We start from the raw sequence: 20,311 nt of genomic DNA, 5'->3' as shown, positions 1-20,311 counted from the left end.
CAAGGCGATCGATCCGTTACGATTTGCCTTTGTTCTGCTTCCACGCTTCAATTTCTGCGATCGGCAACAACAAAGTCTCCTCAATCTCCTGCCGCACTTCTCGACTGACATAACAATCACTATTCAAACAGTTCACTAACAGCAAGTTTGCATCGTAATACTGATGCAAAAGTTCCTCCTGTTCTTCGCTAAATTGCCAGTTGTGACCAACATCTCGATATTTAATCATTAATATTCTAAGTTGCTTAACCCAAGATTTTCCCTTGGTGTTGTACCATTTCAGCAATGCTTTTTCCTCTACAAACTCAGGGTCAGGTAGTTCTTGTCCGAGAGTGCTCAACTCCTTGAGAGTTTCTGCATCTCTGCTTGCAGTCAAAGAATTCTTGATGACTTTTACAATGCCAGAAATATTTTTGCTGTCTGGAAAGCTATTAGCAAAAGTACAGACTGTATCAAGTGCCAGTCCGCACGTCAGTAAATCTTCATTGTCATCTGTGGCTTGAAAGGTTGAATCGAGGAGTATTGCCAAATCAGGTGGACCTGGCAATACTTCTATAGATCGTTGAGGATTAGTTACATGTCTCCATCCTAGTTCTTCTGCGCCATAAAAAAAGTAAAATGCTCTAATCGCAGTCAATCTGTAAGGAGCTTTGCTAGAAATAGCCTTTTGGCTAGTCCACTCTAAAAACTGCTGTAGTTTTTTGTTTTTTTCTAATATATTATCAATTTTAGCTTTCATTAACTGCATTAAAATAGTTGCATTATTTAGTATACTAATTGTTAGCAAAAATACTTCCCTATAACGTCTTTCAGTAATGTGATTGACTAGCGTTTGTAGTGACTGCTCTAGTTTTTGTGGATCAGAATTATTGGTGAATTCTTGGGCGGTGAAGAATTCGTGAAACGTGAGATGTGAAAAAGAATAAATGCCTCTGGCTCGTTCTACAAATAGGCCATGATGAGATTCGATCGACTTCAACACAGCCGCACTATCGACTTCTAATGCTTCTGGATCAGTGCTGGCATCGGGCAGATTTTGAATATATTCGCTGATATAGCGTTCGGCTTCTCGCTGCTTAAAAAAGTAGTTGCCTGCTTCAAACGTCTTGCGGGCAATCTGGCCGAGTAGGGCTTCTTTGCGCTTGAGTGACAGACCTTTGTAGACTCGATCGCGCTCAATGTTGCGCTTGACATCCCATTTTTTCAGCAGCACATCCACGCCGTTTTGATAGAGTTCAGCGCGATTGCTTGGAAAATCGCCAGAATCTTCAAATACCAAACACAGCAGCGTCAGCAGCAGCGGACTCGCCGCCAGTTCTCGAATTGGTTTGTCTTCTTTGAGCTTCTCTAAAAATCGTTTGGCTTTGACGGCATCATTACGGCTGCGAAACCAGTTATTAGAAAACTCAGCAATTTGTCGATCGTCAAAGTCAGCCACTTCAACTTCGGTGAATTGCTCATAGGTATATTCTTTGGCGGCAATTCGGCAGGTAATCACAAAGCAATTTTGAGCATACTGCTGTGAAAACGCTTTAATTTGCCGCAACACTCGATCGCTATCCACTTCCCGCACTTCATCCAGCCCATCGAGCAAAATTATCGCTCTGCCCGCCTGCACGATCGCCTCAAACGACAACCCTGACCAGCGATCGAGATATTCCAACAGGTTTGGCTGGCTTTCTGCTTCGGCAAAATCCTTGAGCGTGACAAAAACAGGGACGCGATCGGGCTTGAATTTGCCGCCGATGCACTGCATGGCTAACCGCTTGAGAAACGTGGTCTTTCCCGCTCCCGGTTTGCCCAAAATCATCAGCTTGTCAAACCGCTCCACCGCCACCAAACCCGGAACGCGCTGTTCTCGCACATCGCCCAAGCAAAATCGATCGAACTGCTCGCGCCCCGCCTCGCGCATCATCTCCGCCCACTCCAGCCCGCGACGGCTCGTAATCCGCTCCAAGATGTTGACATCGGTATAGATGTCGTCCAGCCCGATCGGATAGCTCATATCCAATACGCGCATCGTGCCGCAAGCTTGCTCGATCAGTGGTTGAATGCGATCGCGCACTTCTTCAACAAGGCGATCGATGTTGGGAGGGTCGATCGGCTCTGGTTCTGCTGGCTGTGACGCAGTTGAAAGGTCAGCGATCGCCTGCCAATCAAGATTCAACGCTTGGCAGATTTGCACAAAGAGTTTGCGATCGATAGATTTGCCGCTGAAAAACTTGATTGCGGTTGAACGAGATACACCTACTTTTTCTCCTACCTCTTCAGCGCTGATTGCCTGATTGGTTAAAGCAATTTTTGCTTGATCAATTCCTGTTTGAGACAGTTTCAGCGATCGCCCTGACATAGCCCAACCTAAAAACTTGTGTTGATTCTAACCTCCACAAACGAAAGTTATACTCAACTCACACCAAAGTCGAATGCCACAAACACTATACGGGGACTGAACTTCAGCCACCGCAAACTTAAGCTTATAGACATCTTCTACAAGAGGTGTCCTATGAACACAATCAACAACTTTCCCGCCTTTCACCAAGTTCTCTCGATCGTCACTTGCTTTACACTGCTTTCAGGTGGTGGGGCTGTCGCATACTCAATGAAGGATTCGCTTTCACCCCAGCAAGCTCGTGTGGCCGAGATCTGCAATACATCTTGGACTATTGGCTTCGGCGCGATCGTTGGCTTACTCGGCAGCAAAGCGATCGACAAACCACCTTCAGACGAAGACGAAGAAGAAAAATAGTCGATCGATCCACTTCCGAACTGCAACAGCGAACCTCAAAACTCGAAGTTTGCAGTTCGGAACTCGGAACTTTGAGCTTTGAACTCGAAACTTGGAGTTCCGAACTCGAAGCTTGAGGCTTTGAAGTTGAATTGTCGAGTTTGGAACTTGGAACTTTGAGTTCTGAGCCGCAAAGGTGCAGTTCCAATCTCGATCGCCCAGCCTCAAAGGTGGAACGTTGCAGCAAAAAACACGATCACTCTACTCCCGAATCCAATCGGTGACGCCACCCGGTTTATCGATCAAGACAATTCCTTGCTCTTTTAATTCGGCACGGATGCGATCGGCCTCTGCAAAATTCTTTGCCTTCTTTGCTTCCTGACGTTCTTGAATTAATTCCTGAACTCTTGCATCTCTTATTGCTGAAGGTTCGATCGCTCTAGCATATCCAGATACACCCGCTCCCGCGCCAACAGATACGCTTATTTGTGGTGTGCTTTCCATTTCCACTTCTGAAACTAGAACTTGTAAACCTAAAACCTCAGCAAGGACAACGAGTGTTTGCCAGTATTGTCGAAGCGTCTGTGAATCAGAAACAGTCTCCTGTTTATGTTTAAGACGATTGCCTTCTTTTTGCAGTCCTTTGGCGAGTTCAAACAGGACAGCGATCGCACCTGGACTATTAAAATCATCATCCATTGAGGCAATGAAGCGCTGAACTTCATCACCATTCATATCAATTCGCATTGTAGATGGATTGCCAAACGATGAATCTTCAGTGTCTGTCCAGCCAAGTTGCTGACCGAATTTGTAGCCGAACTGCAAGCCGTCAGTGAGGGTTTGCCAAGCGTTATGAGCAGAGGCGATCGCTTCAGCCGTGAAGTCGAGCGGGCGACTGTAGCTGGCTTGCAAAACGAAGAGGCGAACCGCCATTGGATCTGCGCCATCACGATCGAGCAAATCGCGAATGGTAGTAAAATTGCCGAGCGATTTTGACATTTTCTCGCCGTTGACCGTCACCATGCCGTTGTGCATCCAGTAGCGAGCCAGCGGTTTTCCGGTTGCGGCTTCCGACTGAGCAATTTCATTTTCGTGATGCGGAAAGATCAAGTCGTTGCCGCCTGCGTGAATGTCGATCGTGTCTCCCAACCGATCGCGCACCATTGCTGAGCATTCGATATGCCAGCCCGGACGACCTGCGCCCCAAGTTGATTCCCAAGCGGGTTCTTCGGGTTTCGCGCCCTTCCACAAAGCAAAATCGGCTGGATCTTTTTTCTTTTGCTCTTCCGCATCGAGATCGACGCGCCCGCCCGCGCCCGCCTGAGCATCTTCGAGCCTGCGGCCTGAAAGCTTGCCATATTCAGAAAACTGCCGCACCGCGTAGTAAACATCGCCCTGGCTCCGATAGGCGAAACCTTTTTGCTCTAGTTCGTGAATCAGGCGCTTGATGCCGTCGATCGTATGCGTCGCTCTGGGATATTCATCGGCCTCCATCACGTTTAGCCGCGTCATGTCCTCAAAGTACGCTTGGATGTAGCGATCGGCCACTTCCTGCATCGACGATCCTTCCGCATTCGCCCGATTGAGAATCTTGTCGTCAATGTCGGTGAAATTCTGCACATATTTCACCTCGTATCCCACCCAGCGGAGATATCGCCGCACGGTATCCCACACGATGCAAGCCCGCGCATGACCCACGTGGCAAAAGTCATACACCGTCACACCGCAGTAATACATCCCGACCTTGCGAGGTTCGATCGATTCAAAAATCTCTTTGCGGCGAGTCAATGTGTTGTAGATCGTCAGGGTCATGTTTGAGAAGAAAGTGAAAAGTGCGAAGTGAAGAGCATCAGCCTGATACCCGACACCCAAATACAATCAAATCGGCAATAATGAGAAGTGTTCTCAGGCTAGCCGATCTTGGCCTGCTTAATAATATTCTGACGTTTCCTCACCCCGACGCTATGCAATCAGCCGTTTCTCCTCAATCTTCGTCAATGGACGATCAAAAGCGCGGTCTGCCCGTCACCATCATCACCGGATTTTTGGGCAGCGGCAAAACCACCCTGCTCAACCACATTCTTACGAATCAGGAAGGGCTGAAAACCGCCGTTCTGGTGAACGAATTCGGTGAAATCGGCATCGACAACGAACTGCTGATCAACCTGGGCGAAGACGAAAACATGGTGGAACTCAGCAACGGCTGCATCTGCTGCACCATCAACAGCGATCTCATGGAAGCCGTCTACAAAGTGCTGGAGCGGCAAGATCAAATTGATTATCTCGTGGTGGAAACGACTGGATTAGCCGATCCTTTGCCGATCGCCCTCACCTTCTTGGGAACCGAACTGCGCGACTTGACGCGGTTGGATTCGATCGTCACCGTCGTCGATTCGGAAAACTACAGCCTCGACCTGTTCAACTCGCAAGCTGCCCACAACCAAATTGCCTACGGCGATATCATCCTGCTCAACAAAACCGATCTGGTCGATGAAGCGGACGTAGACGCGCTGGAACTGAAAATTCGCGATGTCAAAGAAGGCGCTCGCATCCTTCGCACCACGAAAGCGCAAGTGCCGCTGCCGCTGATCCTCAGCGTCGGCCTGTTTGAGTCCGACAAATATTTCGGTCAAGAAGAGCATGATCATCACGATCATGAACACGACCACGAAGATCATTCGCACTGCGACCACGATCACGGCCACTGCGAACATGACCACGATCATGAGCATCATCATCACTCGGATCACTTGGCGATCGATGGCTTCACCTCAATTTCGTTTGAGAGCGATCGCCCCTTCGCCATTCGCAAATTCCAAAACTTCCTCGACAATCAGTTGCCCGCCTCAGTCTTCCGCGCCAAAGGTATCCTCTGGTTTGACGAAAGCCGCAACGAAGACGGTTCGCCGCGCCGCCACATTTTCCACCTCAGCGGCAAACGTTTTTCGCTGGATGATGATGAGTGGAAAGGTCAGCCGAAAAATCAACTGGTGCTGATTGGTCAGAATTTGGATCACGACAAGTTGCGATCGCAAATTCAAGCCTGCGTCTGTATGCCTTCGACCAATCGCGGTCGCGGATTTGGCAAATAGAAACGACTAAATAAAAAAGCTGGGACGCATGAAAAGCTCATTAGCCCCAGCTTTTTTATTGCAAAAAATTGTTCAATTCTGAGAAATTTTCAACTTTTTCTCATTTCGAGTCGGGCTGCTGCCATCCTTCCAATGCAGCAAGCAAAATAGTTACGAGCGGATGATCAACCAGTTCTTTTAACGCTTCCACTCCGCCTGCTTTGAGTGCGCCAATCACTCGCGATCGCAACACAGGATTCGCTTCAATTTCCTCTGCGGCTTTCGCAGCAACCGCCAATTTTTCAGCCTGCGTCGTCGTTGGATAAGTTTGCGATAGCTGCTCTAAAAGCTGCTGGATTTCGGTTGCGGCTTCTGCGAGGGTTTGCCGCTGTTCTGGAGAGTAAACATTCATGTTTCCCTCGACATTTCCAGCAACGCCGCCAACAGGCGCATGAAAGATTTGAGTCACTTTAGAGGATTGATTGTCTGCCATTGCGATCGCTCTCACATCAATCGGTTTGCTAGCCAACAGCTTAACAATTTCCGTCATGTTCGTACTTTGTTCGCGGTAAATTGCAATCTGCTCATCTTTCGCCTGCAAAGTCGATCGATACTGCGCTTCTAATACCGCCAACCTCGTTTCATAGAATTCCATTGCCTGACGCTCGATCGCGCCTTTGTCTGCATCCGGTGGCACGTTGAGACGAATCACGAAAGCATCGTTTTTGTTTTCAATTGCTTGAATTGATAATTCTTGCTCTTCGTACTCAACTCGCAAATCTTCCAATGAAAGTGCAAATGCTTTCCAATCGATGCCGTTGCTGAAGATTAAATCGACGGTTTCTAGGGATTTTTGAATTAATTTTGTAAAGTCACCTGGGGCGAAAATTCTGCTGCCATTGCTAGGGCGGCGTTCTCCCTCTCTGCCCTTTAAAAAGATATAGTCGCAAATTACACCATCTAGTTGCGTTGCACGATTAATGTGCCAGTCTTCTACGCCAGCTCCAGTTAATTGTGCTCCTCGCAAGATGGCACCTAGAGCCTGAGTTCGCCACAGAATGGCATGACTGAGGTTGGCACCAATAAGATATGCGTTGCTGAGGTTAGCATTGTTGAGGTTGGCGCTATTGAGGCCAGCATTACGCAGGTTGGCATTGTTGAGGTTAGCATTGTTGAGATCGGCATGGCTAAGGTTGGTGCTGCGAAGGATAGCATTGCTGAGGTTAACGCCGCTCAGAATAGCACGGCTGAGGTTGGCATCACTAAGGTCAGCATCACTTAGATCAGCACTGCGTAAATTGGCATTTTTCAGGTCTGCCCTGCGCAGATTGGCCTTGCGGAGATTGGCTCCACTGAGATCGGCACTGTAGAGGTTAGGTTGTAGTATGGACTTATCTTTTCGCCATTGGTTCCAGCGATCGACCCCTTCCCCCAAAATCCTCAAATGCTCTTCGTCTGCCATTTCTTAAACCCGATCGCCCTACAAAACCTCTAAAGCATTCGGTAACTCATTCAAATCAACACCTCGCCGCTCAACATATCGACGCAGATTGATTTGCACAAAAAGATCTTTGAGTTCTTCCGCAATTTCTTCAGGCGGATTTCCGGTTAAAGCCGTGACGAGCAAGCGTTCTGCAACTGAAAAATTGCCACACTCGATCGCCAACCTTGCCGCGCTGCAATGCAAACTCGATCGAGTCGGTTCTGCATCCAAATCATCCGCAATCAGTTCAGCCGCTTGAGCTTCGTTTTCAAATGCTTGCTGGAGAAGCTGAGTTGCTTGAGTGCGCTCGCTCGATTCTGCTGCCGCCTGTGCCAAGTCCATTGTTTCTTGATGCAGCAGTTCAAACAGCGGTTCTGACGACGGCTCAAGCCCCAAACGACGACGCATTTCCTCTAGCGAGATGCCGCCTTCTGCTTCATGCTCCTGACGCGATCGCTCCAAAATTTCCAAAAACTTCGGATTGTTCGCCAGCGCGATCGATTCGGCATCGTCTTCAAATTCAGGCATTGATTCTGCGGATCGATCGCTCATAGGTCAACCTCTTCGCCTCCAATGAATATCTTGTTTCGTTCTTTCACGCTGATCGCCCGAATGCGAACAATCTGTAGTGGTGGATCAACCTCTTCAACTACATCGTAGTACACCCGCAAATTCGCGATTCGCAGTTCCCAGCTTGCCAACGGATTCGATCGCATCGGCTTTCGATTTCGAGTTTCAGTCATCGGCTCGTAAAGCAATTGCTGCTCAATCGCCGTTAAAACAATTTGCTGTTGTCGAACGGTCAATGCTCGCAAATGCCTTTGTGAAGCAGGCGAAAACTCTAGCCAATAACGCATAAACTAACCGGGCGATCGACCCCTTCCTTCAAAATCCTCAAATGCTCTTCGTTTGCCATTGGGGATTACTCTTTGTCAAGCTTTGGAATTTCACCAAGATTGTGCTTTTCGATCAAGGCTTGATTTTCAGGTTTCTCTAGCCAGTCTTGCAGCGCTTCAGTGAGAACATCGCTGAGATTCCAGTCTCGATCGCCATTCTTCAAAGCCGTCACAGCCCGAATCAATTTATTTAAGTCGGCAGGGATGTAGCCGCGAAATTCTCGCTTGTCAGCCATTCGCTCTGTTGCAATTTGGCTCAATTCTGTCATGCCTACTACCGAAATCTACTTTTACTGGTTAACGCATTTACGCGCAAACGCAAAAATGCTATTTTGCTAAAAGCTGAGTTTTACAAAAGCAATGACGCACACCTACACGCCCGATAGCTATCGGCCTTATATCATCGTGGCTTCGTTTCCGGGGCAGTTGCCGAGAGCAATTTGCCGTCTCTACAACCAGATCGATGCAGACGATCAGGTGCGGTTCTTGCAGCGACAGGTCGGGCAGGGATCGTTTTTCGTTGTGTTTGACCCGCCGCAGGTGTTGAGTGAGCAAAAATAGAAGTGCGATCGCTCCAAACGATATCAAGCAAGTCCTATGGTGCAAATTCCTCAAAAAACCTTGACTTTGGCGGAATTTCTGAAGCTGCCAGAAACCAAGCCCGCCAGCGAATTCATTGATGGACAGATTACTCAAAAGCCAATGCCACAAGGACAGCACAGCCGCTTGCAGGGCAAGTTAGTGACCGCAATTAACGCTGTCACTGAAGATCAAAAGATTGCCTTGGCTTTTCCCGAATTACGCTGTACGTTTAGGGGACGATCGACGGTTCCTGATATTGCCGTATTCACCTGGGATCGCATTCCAAGAAACGATCGCGGACAGGTAGCAAATCGGTTTGAAGCGGCTCCTGACTGGTCAATTGAAATTCTCTCACCGGAACAATCGCAAAACCGATTAACGCGAAATCTATTGCACGGCTTGAAGCACGGCACTCAGCTTGGCTGGATTATCGATCCGGATGATGAAACGGTACTGACTTATCCAGCAGGACAAGCACCCGAATTTTTTGAAGAAGCAACGGATATTTTGCCTGTTCCTAATTTTGCGATCGAACTGCAACTGGCATTAGGAAATTTATTTGCGTGGTTAAAGCTGTAAGTCTGACTCGATCGCGTCCAAAGTCGATCGATCCACGCGATAATTTTTGCTAAGAAGCATTGCGAGAATAAATATGGCCGAATTTCAACCTGGAAATCCAAAAGGTTGGGGCGATCCGCTGCCACTGGTGTATGTGCTGGTGGGCGTAATTTTGGTGTCGAGTTTGGTCGATCGATTGGGATTGGCCTCAGATTTGCAAGCGCCCTGTCCGCCCGTCAACGGTGTAGCGCAACAGTAGAACGATAAATTTCTGTAAAGCAGGCATAGAGCGGCGATGCGGTCTTCCTCCCTCGAAAGTCAGTAGACACATGGGGCGAGGAAGGTATCATGGTAGGCAACCTTGATATTTCTTTACGATCGCACTCGTTGCATGGTTGCTTCTTCATCCAACTTCACCAAGCTCAAAGATACCTTTACGCAAAAGGTGTTCTTGGGGCATGAGCCAAGCCCGGAACTGCTGGCAATTTTGCTGGTGTATTTCGTTCAGGGCATTTTGGGACTGGCGCGGCTGGCCGTCAGCTTTTTCCTCAAGGACGACTTGGGGCTAAGTCCCGCTCAGGTGTCCGCCCTGATGGGAATTGTCGCGCTGCCCTGGATGGTGAAGCCGCTGTTTGGCTTTATCTCCGATGGCCTACCGCTGTTTGGCTATCGCCGCCGTCCCTACCTGATTTTGTCGGGGCTGCTCGGCACGGGAGCTTGGGTGATGATGGCGACAGTGGTGCATTCGCCTTGGGCGGCAACAACCGCGATCGCCCTCAGTTCGCTTTCGCTGGCAATTAGCGATGTGATTGTGGATTCGATCGTCGTGGAGCGGGCGCGGGCAGAATCGCAAAGCGATATCGGATCGCTGCAATCGATTTGCTGGGGAGCGTCTGCCGTTGGCGGCTTGCTGACGGCTTACCTGAGTGGCCTGCTGCTAGAGCATTTCACGGCGAAAACGATTTTCGGCATCACGGCCACGTTTCCGCTGATTGTCACCCTCGTTGCTGGCCTGATTGTGGAAGAGAAGGTGACTCATCCGAACAACTGGTCAGCGGTCAAAGATCAGGTCGTGCAGCTAAAGCAGGCCGTGACGCAAAAGGCGATCTGGATGCCGACCGTATTTTTGTTTCTGTGGCAGGCGACGCCTTCGGCAGATTCCGCCTTTTTCTACTTCACGACGAACGAACTGCACTTTCAGCCGGAGTTTCTGGGTCGCGTCCGACTGGTGACGAGCCTCGCTTCCCTGGTGGGAATCTGGATGTTTCAGCGATTTTTCAAGGCGTTGCCGTTTCGCGTCATTTTCGGCTGGACAACCGTAATTTCCACGATTCTCGGTATGACGATGCTGATTTTGGTGACGCACACCAACCGATCGATCGGCATTCCCGATTCCTGGTTCAGCCTCGGTGACAGCTTGATTCTCACGGTGATGGGGCAGATCGCCTACATGCCCGTCCTCGTGCTGGCGGCAAGATTATGTCCGCCCGGAGTTGAGGCGACGTTGTTTGCGCTGCTGATGTCGGTGACCAATTTGGCGGGCTTGCTGTCGTATGAATTTGGCGCGGTGTTGATGCACTGGCTGGGCGTGAACGAAAGCAACTTCGATCGCCTCTGGCTGCTGGTGATCATCACCAACCTCAGTACGCTTTTACCTTTGCCGCTGCTGGGCTTGCTTCCGGCTGCATCGTCCGAATCGGCAGAACCAAATGCTTTGCCGCAGGCGACCGCGCCGACGATCGATCCGGTGATTGCCAATTCACCCGTGACGGCGGAGTTTATGCCGGAACTGGTGGCGGCAGAAGAGGCGATCGACTAATTTTTTGGCAAAGCCCCCTAAATCCCCCATGAATGGGGGACTTTGAACTTTAATTCATTTCATATCATGCAGAGCTTTCAGCTACACGAACGCGCCGAATCGGTTCCCACCGAGGCTTCTTATGTCCTGACCGACTGGCAAAAGGGATATCGATCGCTGCCGCACGAATACAGCTATGAAATTGACGAGATCGACGGTGAAATTCCGGTTGACCTGCACGGAACGCTGTTTCGCAACGGGCCAGGACTGCTGGAAGTCGGCGGACAGCGCTTGCATCATCCGTTTGATGGTGACGGGATGGTGTGTTCGATCGCCTTTGACAATGGCCGCGCCTACTTCCGCAATCGCTTCGTCCGCACCGAGGCATACTGCGCCGAACAAAAAGCCGGAAAAATGCTGTATCGCGGCGTGTTTGGCACACAAAAGCCCGGAGGCTGGCTGGCAAACTTCCTCGATTTTCGGCTGAAAAATATCGCCAATACGCAGGTGATTTACTGGGGCGGCAAGCTGCTCGCCCTGTGGGAAGCGGCGGAACCGCATCGGCTCGATCCGCACAGTTTGGAGACGATCGGCAAAGAATATCTGGACGGCGTTTTGCATCCGGGTTCTGCATTTGCCGCGCATCCCTGGATCGATCCCGAAACACAAACCTTGGTCAACTTCGCGATCAAACCCGGACTTTCCACCACGATTACGATCTACGAACTCGACGCGACAGGCAAAGTGATTCGCGAACACGCCCACGCTGTTCCGGGTTTCGCCTTCATTCACGACTTCGCGATTACGCCGAACTACTGCATCTTTTTCCAAAATCCCGTTGCGTTCAATCCGATTCCGTTTGCGATCGGACTGCGCGGCGCGGGGGAATGCCTCAAATTCCAGCCGAACAAGCCGACGCAAATCATTTTGATTCCCCGCGACGGCAAATCACCCGTGCAAACGCTGCAAACCCAATCCGGCTTTGTGTTTCACCACAGCAACGCCTTTGAAAAAGATGGCGCAGTTTGTATCGATTCCGTCTGCTACGAAGCGTTTCCCGCCGTCGATCCAAATTCCGACTATCGCGAAGTCGATTTCGATGCGCTTTCGCCCGGACATCTGTATCGCTTCCGCCTTGATCTGGAAGGCAAGAAAGTCGATCGCCACCTGATCGAATCGCGCTGCTGCGAATTTCCCTACGTCCACCCCAGTTTGGCCGGACGCCCGTATCGCTACGCCTACCTCGGAGCCGCGCATCGATCGCAAGGCAACGCCCCGCTTCAAGCGATCTTGAAAGTCGATTTGGAAACGAGCGATCGCCAGCTTTGGAGCGCCGCCCCACACGGCTACGTCGGTGAACCGATTTTTGTGCCTCGTGCCGCCCAATCGTATCAGGACGGTTTACCTACCACGTCTGCCGTTGGTGATGAAGATGACGGCTGGATTTTGACGCTCGTTTACGATTCGCAGCGAGAGCGATCGGATTTGGTGATTCTTGATGCGAAAGATCTCAGAGAACCGATCGCCCGTTTGCACCTGAAGCACCACGTTCCCTACGGACTACACGGCAGCTTCACGCCTGAATATTTCGGCTGTGCGGGTTGAATTTGTGGCAGCCCCCTAAATCCCCCAAAATTGGGGGACTTTGAATTAGCAGCAGTCGTGATGTTTGGCAGGCGGAACCGGATCATAGCCGCCCGGATGGAATGGATGACAGCGGAGAATGCGCCGCATTGCCATCCAGCCGCCACGCCATGCACCGAATCGTTCGATCGCCTCGATCGCATATTGCGAACAGGTCGGCTGAAACCGACAGGCGGGCATGAGCAGTGGCGAAATCAGCAGCCGATAGGCTCGAATTAAACTCAGCATCACAGTCTTCATGGCTCGATCCTAGCGCGATCGAGAGGGTCGAGCGCAATGCCGTAACGGACGAATGCGATCGACTTATGTGCGCCCAAAGGAGGCGGAGCCATCGCGCCCGTCGAGCAAATCCAGCCCGATGCGGAGGCGATCGACTGCAAACCGAGCCGATTCATTTCCGGCAATCAAATCCAGCATCAAATTCCGCAAAAAATCCGCCTGAGTGCGCTCCAGAATGACCAAAGGTCGCGGTTCATTCGCCTGCCGAATTGCAGCGAGCAGTTCTTCGACCAGTCGCCGCTCGGCTTGCCGCTTGTAGGCTTCCAAAATCAAATCGTCTGCGCTCGGCAAAGCATTCGGGTCAAATTCCGACGGATCTTCTGGCATCATGGAAAAACTACCATTGCGTGTAGAAACAGCACCCGTGCGATTTTGGTTCCAAGCTCGATCGCACGGGTTTTGTTTTGGTTGTCGTCCAAACTATATCACAGGTAAGTCACCGGAATCCATAAAGGATTGCTAAGGATTACTTTGTCAGGGCACAACTTACTGTGATCTGCAAAGACTTAGAATTCAGGCATCTCACCTTGTACATGCGCCTTAATTCGATGCCTAGTCAGAAGCCGAAAGTAATTGTTTATATGTCTGATGAGGTGAAGCAGGCGTTAGAAGTGTTGGCGAACGAGGAGCGGCGATCGCTCTCGCAAATGGCACTCATCCTCATCGAAGACGGATTAAAATCTCGTGATAAATTGTCTGGCGATCGATCGAGCTAGTACATAGCGTAGCTGAGTAACCACTGCGCTATTAAAAATCTTCAGTACGACTAATTATTAATTCAGTCAATTTAGAGTGGTGCGTGTTCTTCATCGACACCGCCTTGAAAACAAAGTTGTACCGCTGAGCTTTTTCCCTTATTTCCCTTGTGTTGTCGTAGGTCATCAAGAACTGACCACGTAAAGAACTTGCTGTGCGAAACAGCTCTTCATGATCAAGTTCACTATGTTTATAAAGCCGCTTTCCTGCATTTTTTCCTCCTGCTGTGTAAGGCGGGTCGATAAAGAAGACCACATCTTCACGATCTACATTTTCCCTTAATACCTTTAATCCATCACCCTCCACAAAATTAATGTTGTTCTGAGCAGCAATTGCAAGAATGCGCTTTTTCAATGTTTCAGGATACCAGCGTGATGATATTCCCTTTCCATTTTCACCGTTCTTAATTAAGCCAGTTCCTGCTGCAAGTATTCCTCCACGATTTACACGGTTTCTTAAAATGGTATGAAATGCTCGATCTTCGCACGAAATAGGAGATTGAAACAATACTTCTTTTACGTTCTCAATGTTCATCTCAAAAGACTCGATTCGGCTTGCTAGTTGCTCAACATTGCCGTCAAGTATTGTCTTCCAAACGGATGCAACATCTTCATCTATCTCAACCATTTTCACAGTATTTGTAAGCTGCTCAAAAGCAGCAGCAAGACTGATACTACCGCCTCCTGTAAATGGCTCAATCAACTCGTTCGGTCTGGTGTCAAAACAAGAAAACCAACGTCGAATGTGGGGCACGAACCATGTTTTGCCGCCAGGATATCGAAATGGGCTGCGCTGAGGCACAGACGCAACATTGACTATTTGTTCACTTCCAATTTCTTGAAATAGATTTAGTTGTTGCATTAGATATTTTCAAGCTCATCGAATAGATCGGTTTCATCAGCGGGCAAGTCAGCAGGAACATCTGAAATTTCTACAGTGCTTGCCCCATTCAACTTTGCATTAAGTTTCAGTTGCAAGTTCGCGATAAAATCTTCAACGGCTCCTGCTTCCGAAAGGGTAATTCTGTCTAGTGAAGGCTTAAACTGCGTGTAAATTGTTCGCGTAGGAGTCAAATTATACCGCTGTTGTTGCTCGTCATAAACCAGGTCATAAATCAGCCACGCAATATCTGCCTCTGCTTTAGCAACTTGAGGCAACGAGGGAAGCCTATCGAAAAAGACACTGTGAACAGCGACAGCCTGCTTTCTGCCCCAAGCTTTGAAGATACCACCCTTATAGATAAGCTGTGGAGCAAGCCTCTTTCTTGAAGACGATAGATAATCTGGGCGCGGCACTTTTTTTCTGCTTCTTGACCAGTCAGTAGTTAAATATCCAGAAGGGTCATCAGCGTAAGGCTTGAAAAAAGATTTGCGAAGGTTGCCGCTTATATATACAGACTGCACTTCAAGTGAGCCAAAGTCGGTTACTTTACCTTCTTCATCATAAGCAACTAGAACAACATCGATGTTGCCCGCCGATTTCCCATTTTTGTCATTCAATCTTACTTCTACAAGGGTCGTCCAGCGAGTGCCTGGAGAGAAACAAAAAGCAGCGGCGTGTTCTGCAATGATCCAATTCTGACGAAAACGCACAGGACAAATTATTGCTAATTCATCATTGTCGAAAATGGTACAAACGCCAAGTGGATCAACTACGCTATCTTTCGTGCAATTTGGAACCTTATTATTGAAGGGACAAAGTCTATTATTTCTATGTCGTCTAGCTTCTTCTGTGAAGCTATCGGCGGGAAATCCAAAAACTTCGGCAAGGGGCTGCTTATTCAAGACTATTCTCGATTAAATTTGTTCACAATCGATTGTATTGAGTATTTCGATGTTTTCAGATAAATTGCAGAATTAATTTCTGCTTAACAGCCCTCTTGCGGAACCAATCGCCCCCACCCCCGATCTTCTGCTAAAATCCGACCTTGCGACCTTTGACGAAATTCGATCGCAGCCGTGACCAAGCTGATCATTCAAATTCCCTGCTACAACGAGGAAGCGACCTTGGGGGTGACGCTGGCGGAACTGCCGCGCAGCCTGCCGGGGATCGATCGCGTGGAGTGGCTAATTATCAACGATGGCAGTCGCGATCGCACAGTGGAAGTGGCCTTAGAAAATGGCGTCGATCATGTCGTTGACCTGCCGCACAATCAAGGGTTGGCACAGGCATTTATGGCCGGAATTGAGGCCAGCTTGCGGGCGGGAGCCGATATTATTGTCAACACGGATGCCGACAATCAGTATTGCGCGGCAGATATTCCGAAGCTGGTCGAGCCAATTTTGAACGGGCGGGCGGAAATTGTGATTGGGGCAAGACCGATCGCCAAAATTCGGCATTTTTCCCCGACCAAAAAGTTTTTGCAGGGCTTCGGTAGCTGGGTCGTGCGGCTGGCAAGCAATACGCAGGTCGCCGACGCACCGAGCGGCTTTCGGGCGATTAGCCGTGAGGCAGCGATGCGGCTGAATGTGTTCAACGAATATACCTACACGCTGGAGACAATTATTCAAGCCGGACAGCGCGGCATGACGGTGATTTCCGTGCCGATTCGCACGAATGGCTATTTGCGTCCGTCGCGCTTGGTGAAAAGCATTCCTTCCTATGTGCAGCGATCGCTGTTCACGATCCTCCGCATTTTCATGACCTACAAACCCCTGCGGTTTTTCATGATTTTGGGAAGCATTCCGTTTTCGATCGGGACTCTGTTAGGAATTCGCTGGCTGATTCTATTTGTGTTAGAAAATGGAACGCGATCGCGTGCGCCTAGTTTGATTTTGGCAGCAGTTTTAATTTTGATTGGCTTTCAAATTTGGATGTTCAGCCTTGTTGCAGATTTAATGGCTGTGAATCGCAAAGTGCTAGAAGATATTCAGCTTCGGCTGCGGCGAGCCGACCTGGACGGGCGCGATTCCACTCCACATTCTCGCGATACCGAGACGGGAACGCTGCGCGATCGCAAAATGCCATAATGTTCTCGCCGCGATCGCTTCTGCAACAATGCCCACTGACTACTGGAATCGACTGCAAACCGAGGTGATTCGCCCCGGCAACTGTACGCACTGTGGAGCCTGCGTCGGCCTGAATCCGCAACTGCTGGAGTTTCGCCAAACCGAACAGGGGCCATTGCCGCAGTTGCGATCGATCGAAGCCTTGAACCAGTGGCCGGATGACAAGAAGCTGGCAACCTTTTTTGGCAGTTTGGAAGAAATTCTCGCAGCGCGATCGCAGCAGATGCCGCTGGCGTGGTCGGTCTGCTCTGGTCGCGGTGTGCCGTATCCCGACTTGCTCAACTGGCTTTTTCCCGACACCGAGCGCGATCCGCTGATTGGAGCTTATCGGCAAATTTTCACGGGCTACGCTTCTGATCCAGGTGTGCGGCGGCGGGGTGCATCGGGTGGCGTGATCAGTCGCGTCTTGATTCACCTGCTGGAGTCAGGTCAGATTGACGGGGCGATCGTTCTTCAGCAAGGCTTGCACGACCCGGAAACTGCCACGCCAATCATCGCCACGACTCGCGCCGACATTCTTGCCGCCGCCCAAAGCGTCTACGCCGTCACGCCGATGCTGACGCTGCTGCCGGAAATGGAAAAATTTGCTGGTCGGCTGGCGTTTGTCGGACTGCCAGAACAGGTGACAGCCCTGCGGATGCTGCAAGCTGCTGGACATCCTGCCGCGCAAAAAGTTGTGTTTGTGGCCGGGCCATACACGGGGACGAATATGTATGCCGGAGCGGTGCGGGCGTTTTTGCGGATGCAAGGCGTGGAAGATTCGATCGCCATCACCGCGCTTCAGTGGCGAGCGGGAGAATGGCCGGGATATTTGCGCGTTGAAACGGCAGACGGACGAGAATTCAAAGCCCAAAAGTTCTACTACAACTATTTGATTCCGTTCTATATTTCGCGCAACTGCCAAATCACGCCGGACTTTACGAATGAGGCAACCGATCTATCCGTTGGCGATGCGTGGTCGCCTGCCTTTGAGCAAGCGGGCGGCGGGCATTCGGTCGTCGTTGCTCGCAGCGAATTGGCTGAAAAGATTCTCGCTCAAATGCAGGCCGCAGATGAGTTGCACTTGGAGTCGATCGCCCTTCCCGCTGCCCTCGCCATGCACGGCCACATGCTCGACTTCAAAAAGCGCGGCACGTTCATCCGTCTCGCCGTTCAGCACTTTTTGAGAGAGCCGATTCCCGATTTTGGCTATCGTCCGGCCAAAATTCCCCTGAGTCGCTGGCTAGTGGAAGTGGTGATCAGCGGTTCGTTTGCCGTTGGGCGCAACCCGATCGCCCGCTGGGTCGTCTCCAAACTGCCGATCGAATTGGTTGGTCCCGCCTTCAACAGCTTACGAAAAACCTGGAAAGGTCTGTCCAAACCGACCAAGCGCAAAGGATTAGCAGAAGTGGAGTTTATAGAGACGAAAAATGAACGGTGGCAAGAGGTGCGATCGCGCTTCAAAGATTAATTTGCAGCACTTAAACTCGATACCGTTCCGGGAGCGCTTCGCGATCGCAACTCCCGAATCGCCACCCCCGAACCTCGAACTTTTGCTACTTCCAAACAGTCGGCAATTATTTTCTGTAAATCAACATTGGGAAAATAGCGACTGGTCGATCGCTCTTGATAAATGCCTGCTTGCAGTTCATAAATTACGAGTCGATTACGCTTGAGTAGCCAAACCTCTGGAACTTGGTAGACTGCGTAATCGTTAGCGTCAGAGTAGGTCGTTACGTCGATTTCATTTCTCCATCTCGATATTTGATGCGTGGAATTGAGGAATCGCCGCGACTGTCGGACAGCGCGATGTAGTCCTGCCAAGAACCGAGCATTCGCACCACTGTTCCAGCCGAAAGCTGAATTTTGTCGCGAGAAATGAAGGTGTCCATCATAATTTTGGGAATGAGAAATGCTGCGTCGAAATCTTTAAGAAATTGCTTGTCTTACCATTCAGTTTACTCATGGCGATCGCGTTTCGAGTCTTGAAAAGGCGATTTTGGAACTGCCCTGTTGACTGATATTTGATTGCTGATATTTGAGTGAGGGTGTGTCGATCGACAAGATGCATGAAATTGGCTGAAGCATTTCGATTTTTCCGCATCTTTTCTGTTAAGTTCTGTGAATAGTTTGCTCGGATTAGATGTAATTTTTGCGACAAAACAATATTTGGCAGTAGTGTAATTTACCAGATTGATGCAAGGTTGCAATTCAAGCTGTCTGGAGCGATCGCCCTAGACAGTTTCCCGGCCTCTGAGTTTGCCTGGTTCCGGTTCGCCTGTTTACTACTGTTCCTTGGAGCAAGCTGTGAGTCAAAAATTTTCCCTATCGCGTCGTCAGGTCATTCGGGGACTGCTTGCCACTACCGCGTTTGGCCTCACCACGCAATTTGGTACCGGATGTACTTCGGAGCGATCGACTGCCGAAGCAGGTGGCGGCGAAGGCAGTGGCGACGAGCCGATGACGATCGGCTTCATCTACGTCGGTCCCAAAGACGACTATGGCTACAACCAAGCTCATGCCGAAGGTGCAGCGGGCATGGCGCAGAAATTTAGCTGGGTGAAGCTGGTCGAAGAAGCGAACGTACCGGAAACCACCGCCGTTGCCGAAACGATGCGAAACATGATCGACATTGACGGCGCAAAAGCCTTATTTCCCACGTCTTTCGGCTACTTTGACCCGCACATTCTCAAAATGGCCGAGGAATACCCAGACGTGCAGTTTTTCCACTGCGGCGGGCTGTATGTCGAAGGCCAGCATCCCAAAAATGTCGGCAGCTACTTTGGCTACATTGACGAAGCACAATATGTCGCGGGTATCGTCGCAGGCATGACCTCCAAAACTGGCAAGCTCGGCTTCGTTGCCGCCAAGCCAATTCCGCAAGTGTTGCGAAACGTGAACAGCTTCACCTTGGGCGCTCGCAGCGTCAAGCCCGAAGCCACCACGCAGGTCGTGTTTACGGGCAACTGGGCAGAGCCGATTAAAGAAGCCGAAGCCGTCAACAGCATGGTCGATCAGGGCATTGATGTCGTCACCTGCCACGTAGACAGTCCGAAAGTGGTGATGGAAACGGCGGAACGGCGCGGCATCTTCTGCACGGGCTATCACGCCAATCAAGCCGCGCTTGCGCCCAAAGGCTACCTGACCGGAGCCGAGTGGGACTGGACGAATATCTATTCGCGGCTGGCAGAAGATTTTCGATCGGGCAAAACGCTGGCAGACGGCGGCATTCCCCATCTGCTGCGCGGCGGCCTCAAAGACGGCTTCTGCAAAGTCTCCGCCTACGGTTCTGCCGTTAGTGCGGAAGCCAAAGCCGCCGCCGACGCCGCCAAAGCCGGATTCATGGACGGCAGCTTGGTGATTTACAAAGGCGGCCTGCAAGACAACAAAGGCAATGTCGTCGTTCCAGCAGGGCAAGACCTGAAGCAGCAAGACCCGAAGCTGGAAGCGATGAACTATTTGGTGGAGGGTGTGATTGGGTCAGTGGGAAGTTAAAGGGGTGGCGGGCGGCGGGCATCAGGTGTCGGCAAAA

Annotated in this window: 22 protein-coding genes; 11 read left to right on the top strand and 11 right to left on the bottom strand. The window is 50.3% G+C overall.

Features of this window, described 5'->3' with window-relative positions; translation table 11 throughout:
• Window positions 1-16: 16 nt before the first annotated feature.
• Window positions 17-2,185 (bottom strand): NACHT domain-containing NTPase, encoded by a 2,169-nt coding sequence (locus H6F67_RS10525; RefSeq protein WP_206753905.1) that lies wholly within the window; start codon window positions 2,183-2,185, stop codon window positions 17-19.
• A 318-nt stretch (window positions 2,186-2,503) separates the two neighbouring features.
• Between H6F67_RS10525 and H6F67_RS10520 the strand changes: the two genes are divergently transcribed.
• Window positions 2,504-2,746, top strand: coding sequence for a hypothetical protein (locus H6F67_RS10520; RefSeq protein ID WP_190766060.1), 243 nt, complete (start codon window positions 2,504-2,506; stop codon window positions 2,744-2,746).
• A 240-nt stretch (window positions 2,747-2,986) separates the two neighbouring features.
• On the opposite strand, the gene cysS is transcribed toward H6F67_RS10520, so the two are convergent.
• On the bottom strand, window positions 2,987-4,537 hold the full coding sequence (cysS, locus tag H6F67_RS10515; RefSeq protein WP_190766058.1) for a cysteine--tRNA ligase: 1,551 nt from the start codon (window positions 4,535-4,537) through the stop codon (window positions 2,987-2,989).
• A 152-nt stretch (window positions 4,538-4,689) separates the two neighbouring features.
• Here cysS and H6F67_RS10510 point away from each other — a divergent pair, with 152 nt between their 5' ends.
• Window positions 4,690-5,817, top strand: coding sequence for a GTP-binding protein (locus H6F67_RS10510; protein WP_190766056.1), 1,128 nt, complete (start codon window positions 4,690-4,692; stop codon window positions 5,815-5,817).
• Between the two features lie 100 nt (window positions 5,818-5,917).
• On the opposite strand, the gene H6F67_RS10505 is transcribed toward H6F67_RS10510, so the two are convergent.
• The 4 genes from H6F67_RS10505 to H6F67_RS10490 all read right to left on the bottom strand — a co-directional run bounded on the left by H6F67_RS10505 (window position 5,918) and on the right by H6F67_RS10490 (window position 8,444).
• Window positions 5,918-7,258: a pentapeptide repeat-containing protein gene (locus tag H6F67_RS10505; protein ID WP_190766054.1), complete on the bottom strand. Its 1,341-nt coding sequence runs from the start codon at window positions 7,256-7,258 to the stop codon at window positions 5,918-5,920.
• An 18-nt stretch (window positions 7,259-7,276) separates the two neighbouring features.
• The gene (locus tag H6F67_RS27340) at window positions 7,277-7,831 is read right to left on the bottom strand and encodes a hypothetical protein (protein ID WP_199304346.1); all 555 of its coding nucleotides are present in this window, start codon (window positions 7,829-7,831) and stop codon (window positions 7,277-7,279) included.
• Window positions 7,828-8,022 carry a hypothetical protein gene (locus tag H6F67_RS10495; RefSeq protein ID WP_242020588.1) on the bottom strand — a complete coding sequence of 65 codons (195 nt, stop codon included), beginning with the start codon at window positions 8,020-8,022 and terminating at the stop codon, window positions 7,828-7,830. Before H6F67_RS10495 ends, H6F67_RS27340 begins: the two co-directional genes overlap by 4 nt.
• A gap of 179 nt (window positions 8,023-8,201) precedes the next feature.
• Window positions 8,202-8,444 (bottom strand): hypothetical protein, encoded by a 243-nt coding sequence (locus H6F67_RS10490; RefSeq protein ID WP_190766052.1) that lies wholly within the window; start codon window positions 8,442-8,444, stop codon window positions 8,202-8,204.
• A 91-nt stretch (window positions 8,445-8,535) separates the two neighbouring features.
• Between H6F67_RS10490 and H6F67_RS10485 the strand changes: the two genes are divergently transcribed.
• The 5 genes from H6F67_RS10485 to H6F67_RS10465 all read left to right on the top strand — a co-directional run bounded on the left by H6F67_RS10485 (window position 8,536) and on the right by H6F67_RS10465 (window position 12,718).
• Window positions 8,536-8,736 carry a hypothetical protein gene (locus H6F67_RS10485; RefSeq protein WP_190766050.1) on the top strand — a complete coding sequence of 67 codons (201 nt, stop codon included), beginning with the start codon at window positions 8,536-8,538 and terminating at the stop codon, window positions 8,734-8,736.
• Window positions 8,737-8,772: 36 nt separating this feature from the next.
• Window positions 8,773-9,336 carry a Uma2 family endonuclease gene (locus H6F67_RS10480; protein ID WP_190766048.1) on the top strand — a complete coding sequence of 188 codons (564 nt, stop codon included), beginning with the start codon at window positions 8,773-8,775 and terminating at the stop codon, window positions 9,334-9,336.
• Between the two features lie 73 nt (window positions 9,337-9,409).
• The gene (locus tag H6F67_RS10475; protein WP_190766046.1) at window positions 9,410-9,574 is read left to right on the top strand and encodes a hypothetical protein; all 165 of its coding nucleotides are present in this window, start codon (window positions 9,410-9,412) and stop codon (window positions 9,572-9,574) included.
• Between the two features lie 132 nt (window positions 9,575-9,706).
• Window positions 9,707-11,134: a folate/biopterin family MFS transporter gene (locus tag H6F67_RS10470; RefSeq protein ID WP_190766044.1), complete on the top strand. Its 1,428-nt coding sequence runs from the start codon at window positions 9,707-9,709 to the stop codon at window positions 11,132-11,134.
• Between the two features lie 66 nt (window positions 11,135-11,200).
• Complete coding sequence (locus H6F67_RS10465; protein WP_190766042.1) at window positions 11,201-12,718, top strand: carotenoid oxygenase family protein; 1,518 nt, start codon at window positions 11,201-11,203, stop codon at window positions 12,716-12,718.
• Between the two features lie 45 nt (window positions 12,719-12,763).
• Here H6F67_RS10465 and yidD read toward each other — a convergent pair whose 3' ends face one another.
• Both yidD and H6F67_RS10455 read right to left on the bottom strand, forming a co-directional pair.
• Entirely contained in the window at window positions 12,764-12,997 is a 234-nt protein-coding gene (yidD, locus tag H6F67_RS10460; protein ID WP_190766041.1) for a membrane protein insertion efficiency factor YidD, read from the bottom strand.
• Between the two features lie 63 nt (window positions 12,998-13,060).
• Window positions 13,061-13,366, bottom strand: coding sequence for a hypothetical protein (locus H6F67_RS10455; RefSeq protein ID WP_190766039.1), 306 nt, complete (start codon window positions 13,364-13,366; stop codon window positions 13,061-13,063).
• Window positions 13,367-13,584: 218 nt separating this feature from the next.
• Between H6F67_RS10455 and H6F67_RS10450 the strand changes: the two genes are divergently transcribed.
• Window positions 13,585-13,752: a ribbon-helix-helix domain-containing protein gene (locus H6F67_RS10450; RefSeq protein WP_242020587.1), complete on the top strand. Its 168-nt coding sequence runs from the start codon at window positions 13,585-13,587 to the stop codon at window positions 13,750-13,752.
• A 31-nt stretch (window positions 13,753-13,783) separates the two neighbouring features.
• On the opposite strand, the gene H6F67_RS10445 is transcribed toward H6F67_RS10450, so the two are convergent.
• On the bottom strand, window positions 13,784-14,653 hold the full coding sequence (locus H6F67_RS10445) for a DNA adenine methylase (RefSeq protein ID WP_190766035.1): 870 nt from the start codon (window positions 14,651-14,653) through the stop codon (window positions 13,784-13,786).
• Entirely contained in the window at window positions 14,653-15,576 is a 924-nt protein-coding gene (locus tag H6F67_RS10440; protein WP_190766033.1) for a NotI family restriction endonuclease, read from the bottom strand. The genes H6F67_RS10445 and H6F67_RS10440 overlap by 1 nt, the downstream gene beginning before the upstream one ends.
• 174 nt (window positions 15,577-15,750) lie before the next feature.
• Here H6F67_RS10440 and H6F67_RS10435 point away from each other — a divergent pair, with 174 nt between their 5' ends.
• The gene (locus H6F67_RS10435) at window positions 15,751-16,761 is read left to right on the top strand and encodes a glycosyltransferase (protein WP_190766031.1); all 1,011 of its coding nucleotides are present in this window, start codon (window positions 15,751-15,753) and stop codon (window positions 16,759-16,761) included.
• Window positions 16,762-16,789: 28 nt separating this feature from the next.
• Window positions 16,790-18,250 carry a Coenzyme F420 hydrogenase/dehydrogenase, beta subunit C-terminal domain gene (locus H6F67_RS10430; RefSeq protein ID WP_190766029.1) on the top strand — a complete coding sequence of 487 codons (1,461 nt, stop codon included), beginning with the start codon at window positions 16,790-16,792 and terminating at the stop codon, window positions 18,248-18,250.
• 262 nt (window positions 18,251-18,512) lie between these two features.
• Here H6F67_RS10430 and H6F67_RS27660 read toward each other — a convergent pair whose 3' ends face one another.
• Window positions 18,513-18,674 carry a hypothetical protein gene (locus H6F67_RS27660; protein ID WP_242020586.1) on the bottom strand — a complete coding sequence of 54 codons (162 nt, stop codon included), beginning with the start codon at window positions 18,672-18,674 and terminating at the stop codon, window positions 18,513-18,515.
• Between the two features lie 412 nt (window positions 18,675-19,086).
• Here H6F67_RS27660 and H6F67_RS10420 point away from each other — a divergent pair, with 412 nt between their 5' ends.
• Entirely contained in the window at window positions 19,087-20,274 is a 1,188-nt protein-coding gene (locus H6F67_RS10420) for a BMP family ABC transporter substrate-binding protein (protein ID WP_190766027.1), read from the top strand.
• Window positions 20,275-20,311: the final 37 nt, after the last annotated feature.

This window comes from Microcoleus sp. FACHB-1515 (assembly GCF_014696105.1).
Taxonomy (GTDB): domain Bacteria; phylum Cyanobacteriota; class Cyanobacteriia; order Elainellales; family Elainellaceae; genus JAAUTJ01.
The sequence above is the reverse complement of the archived record's forward strand: the minus strand, read 5'-3'. Positions and strand labels throughout refer to the sequence as shown.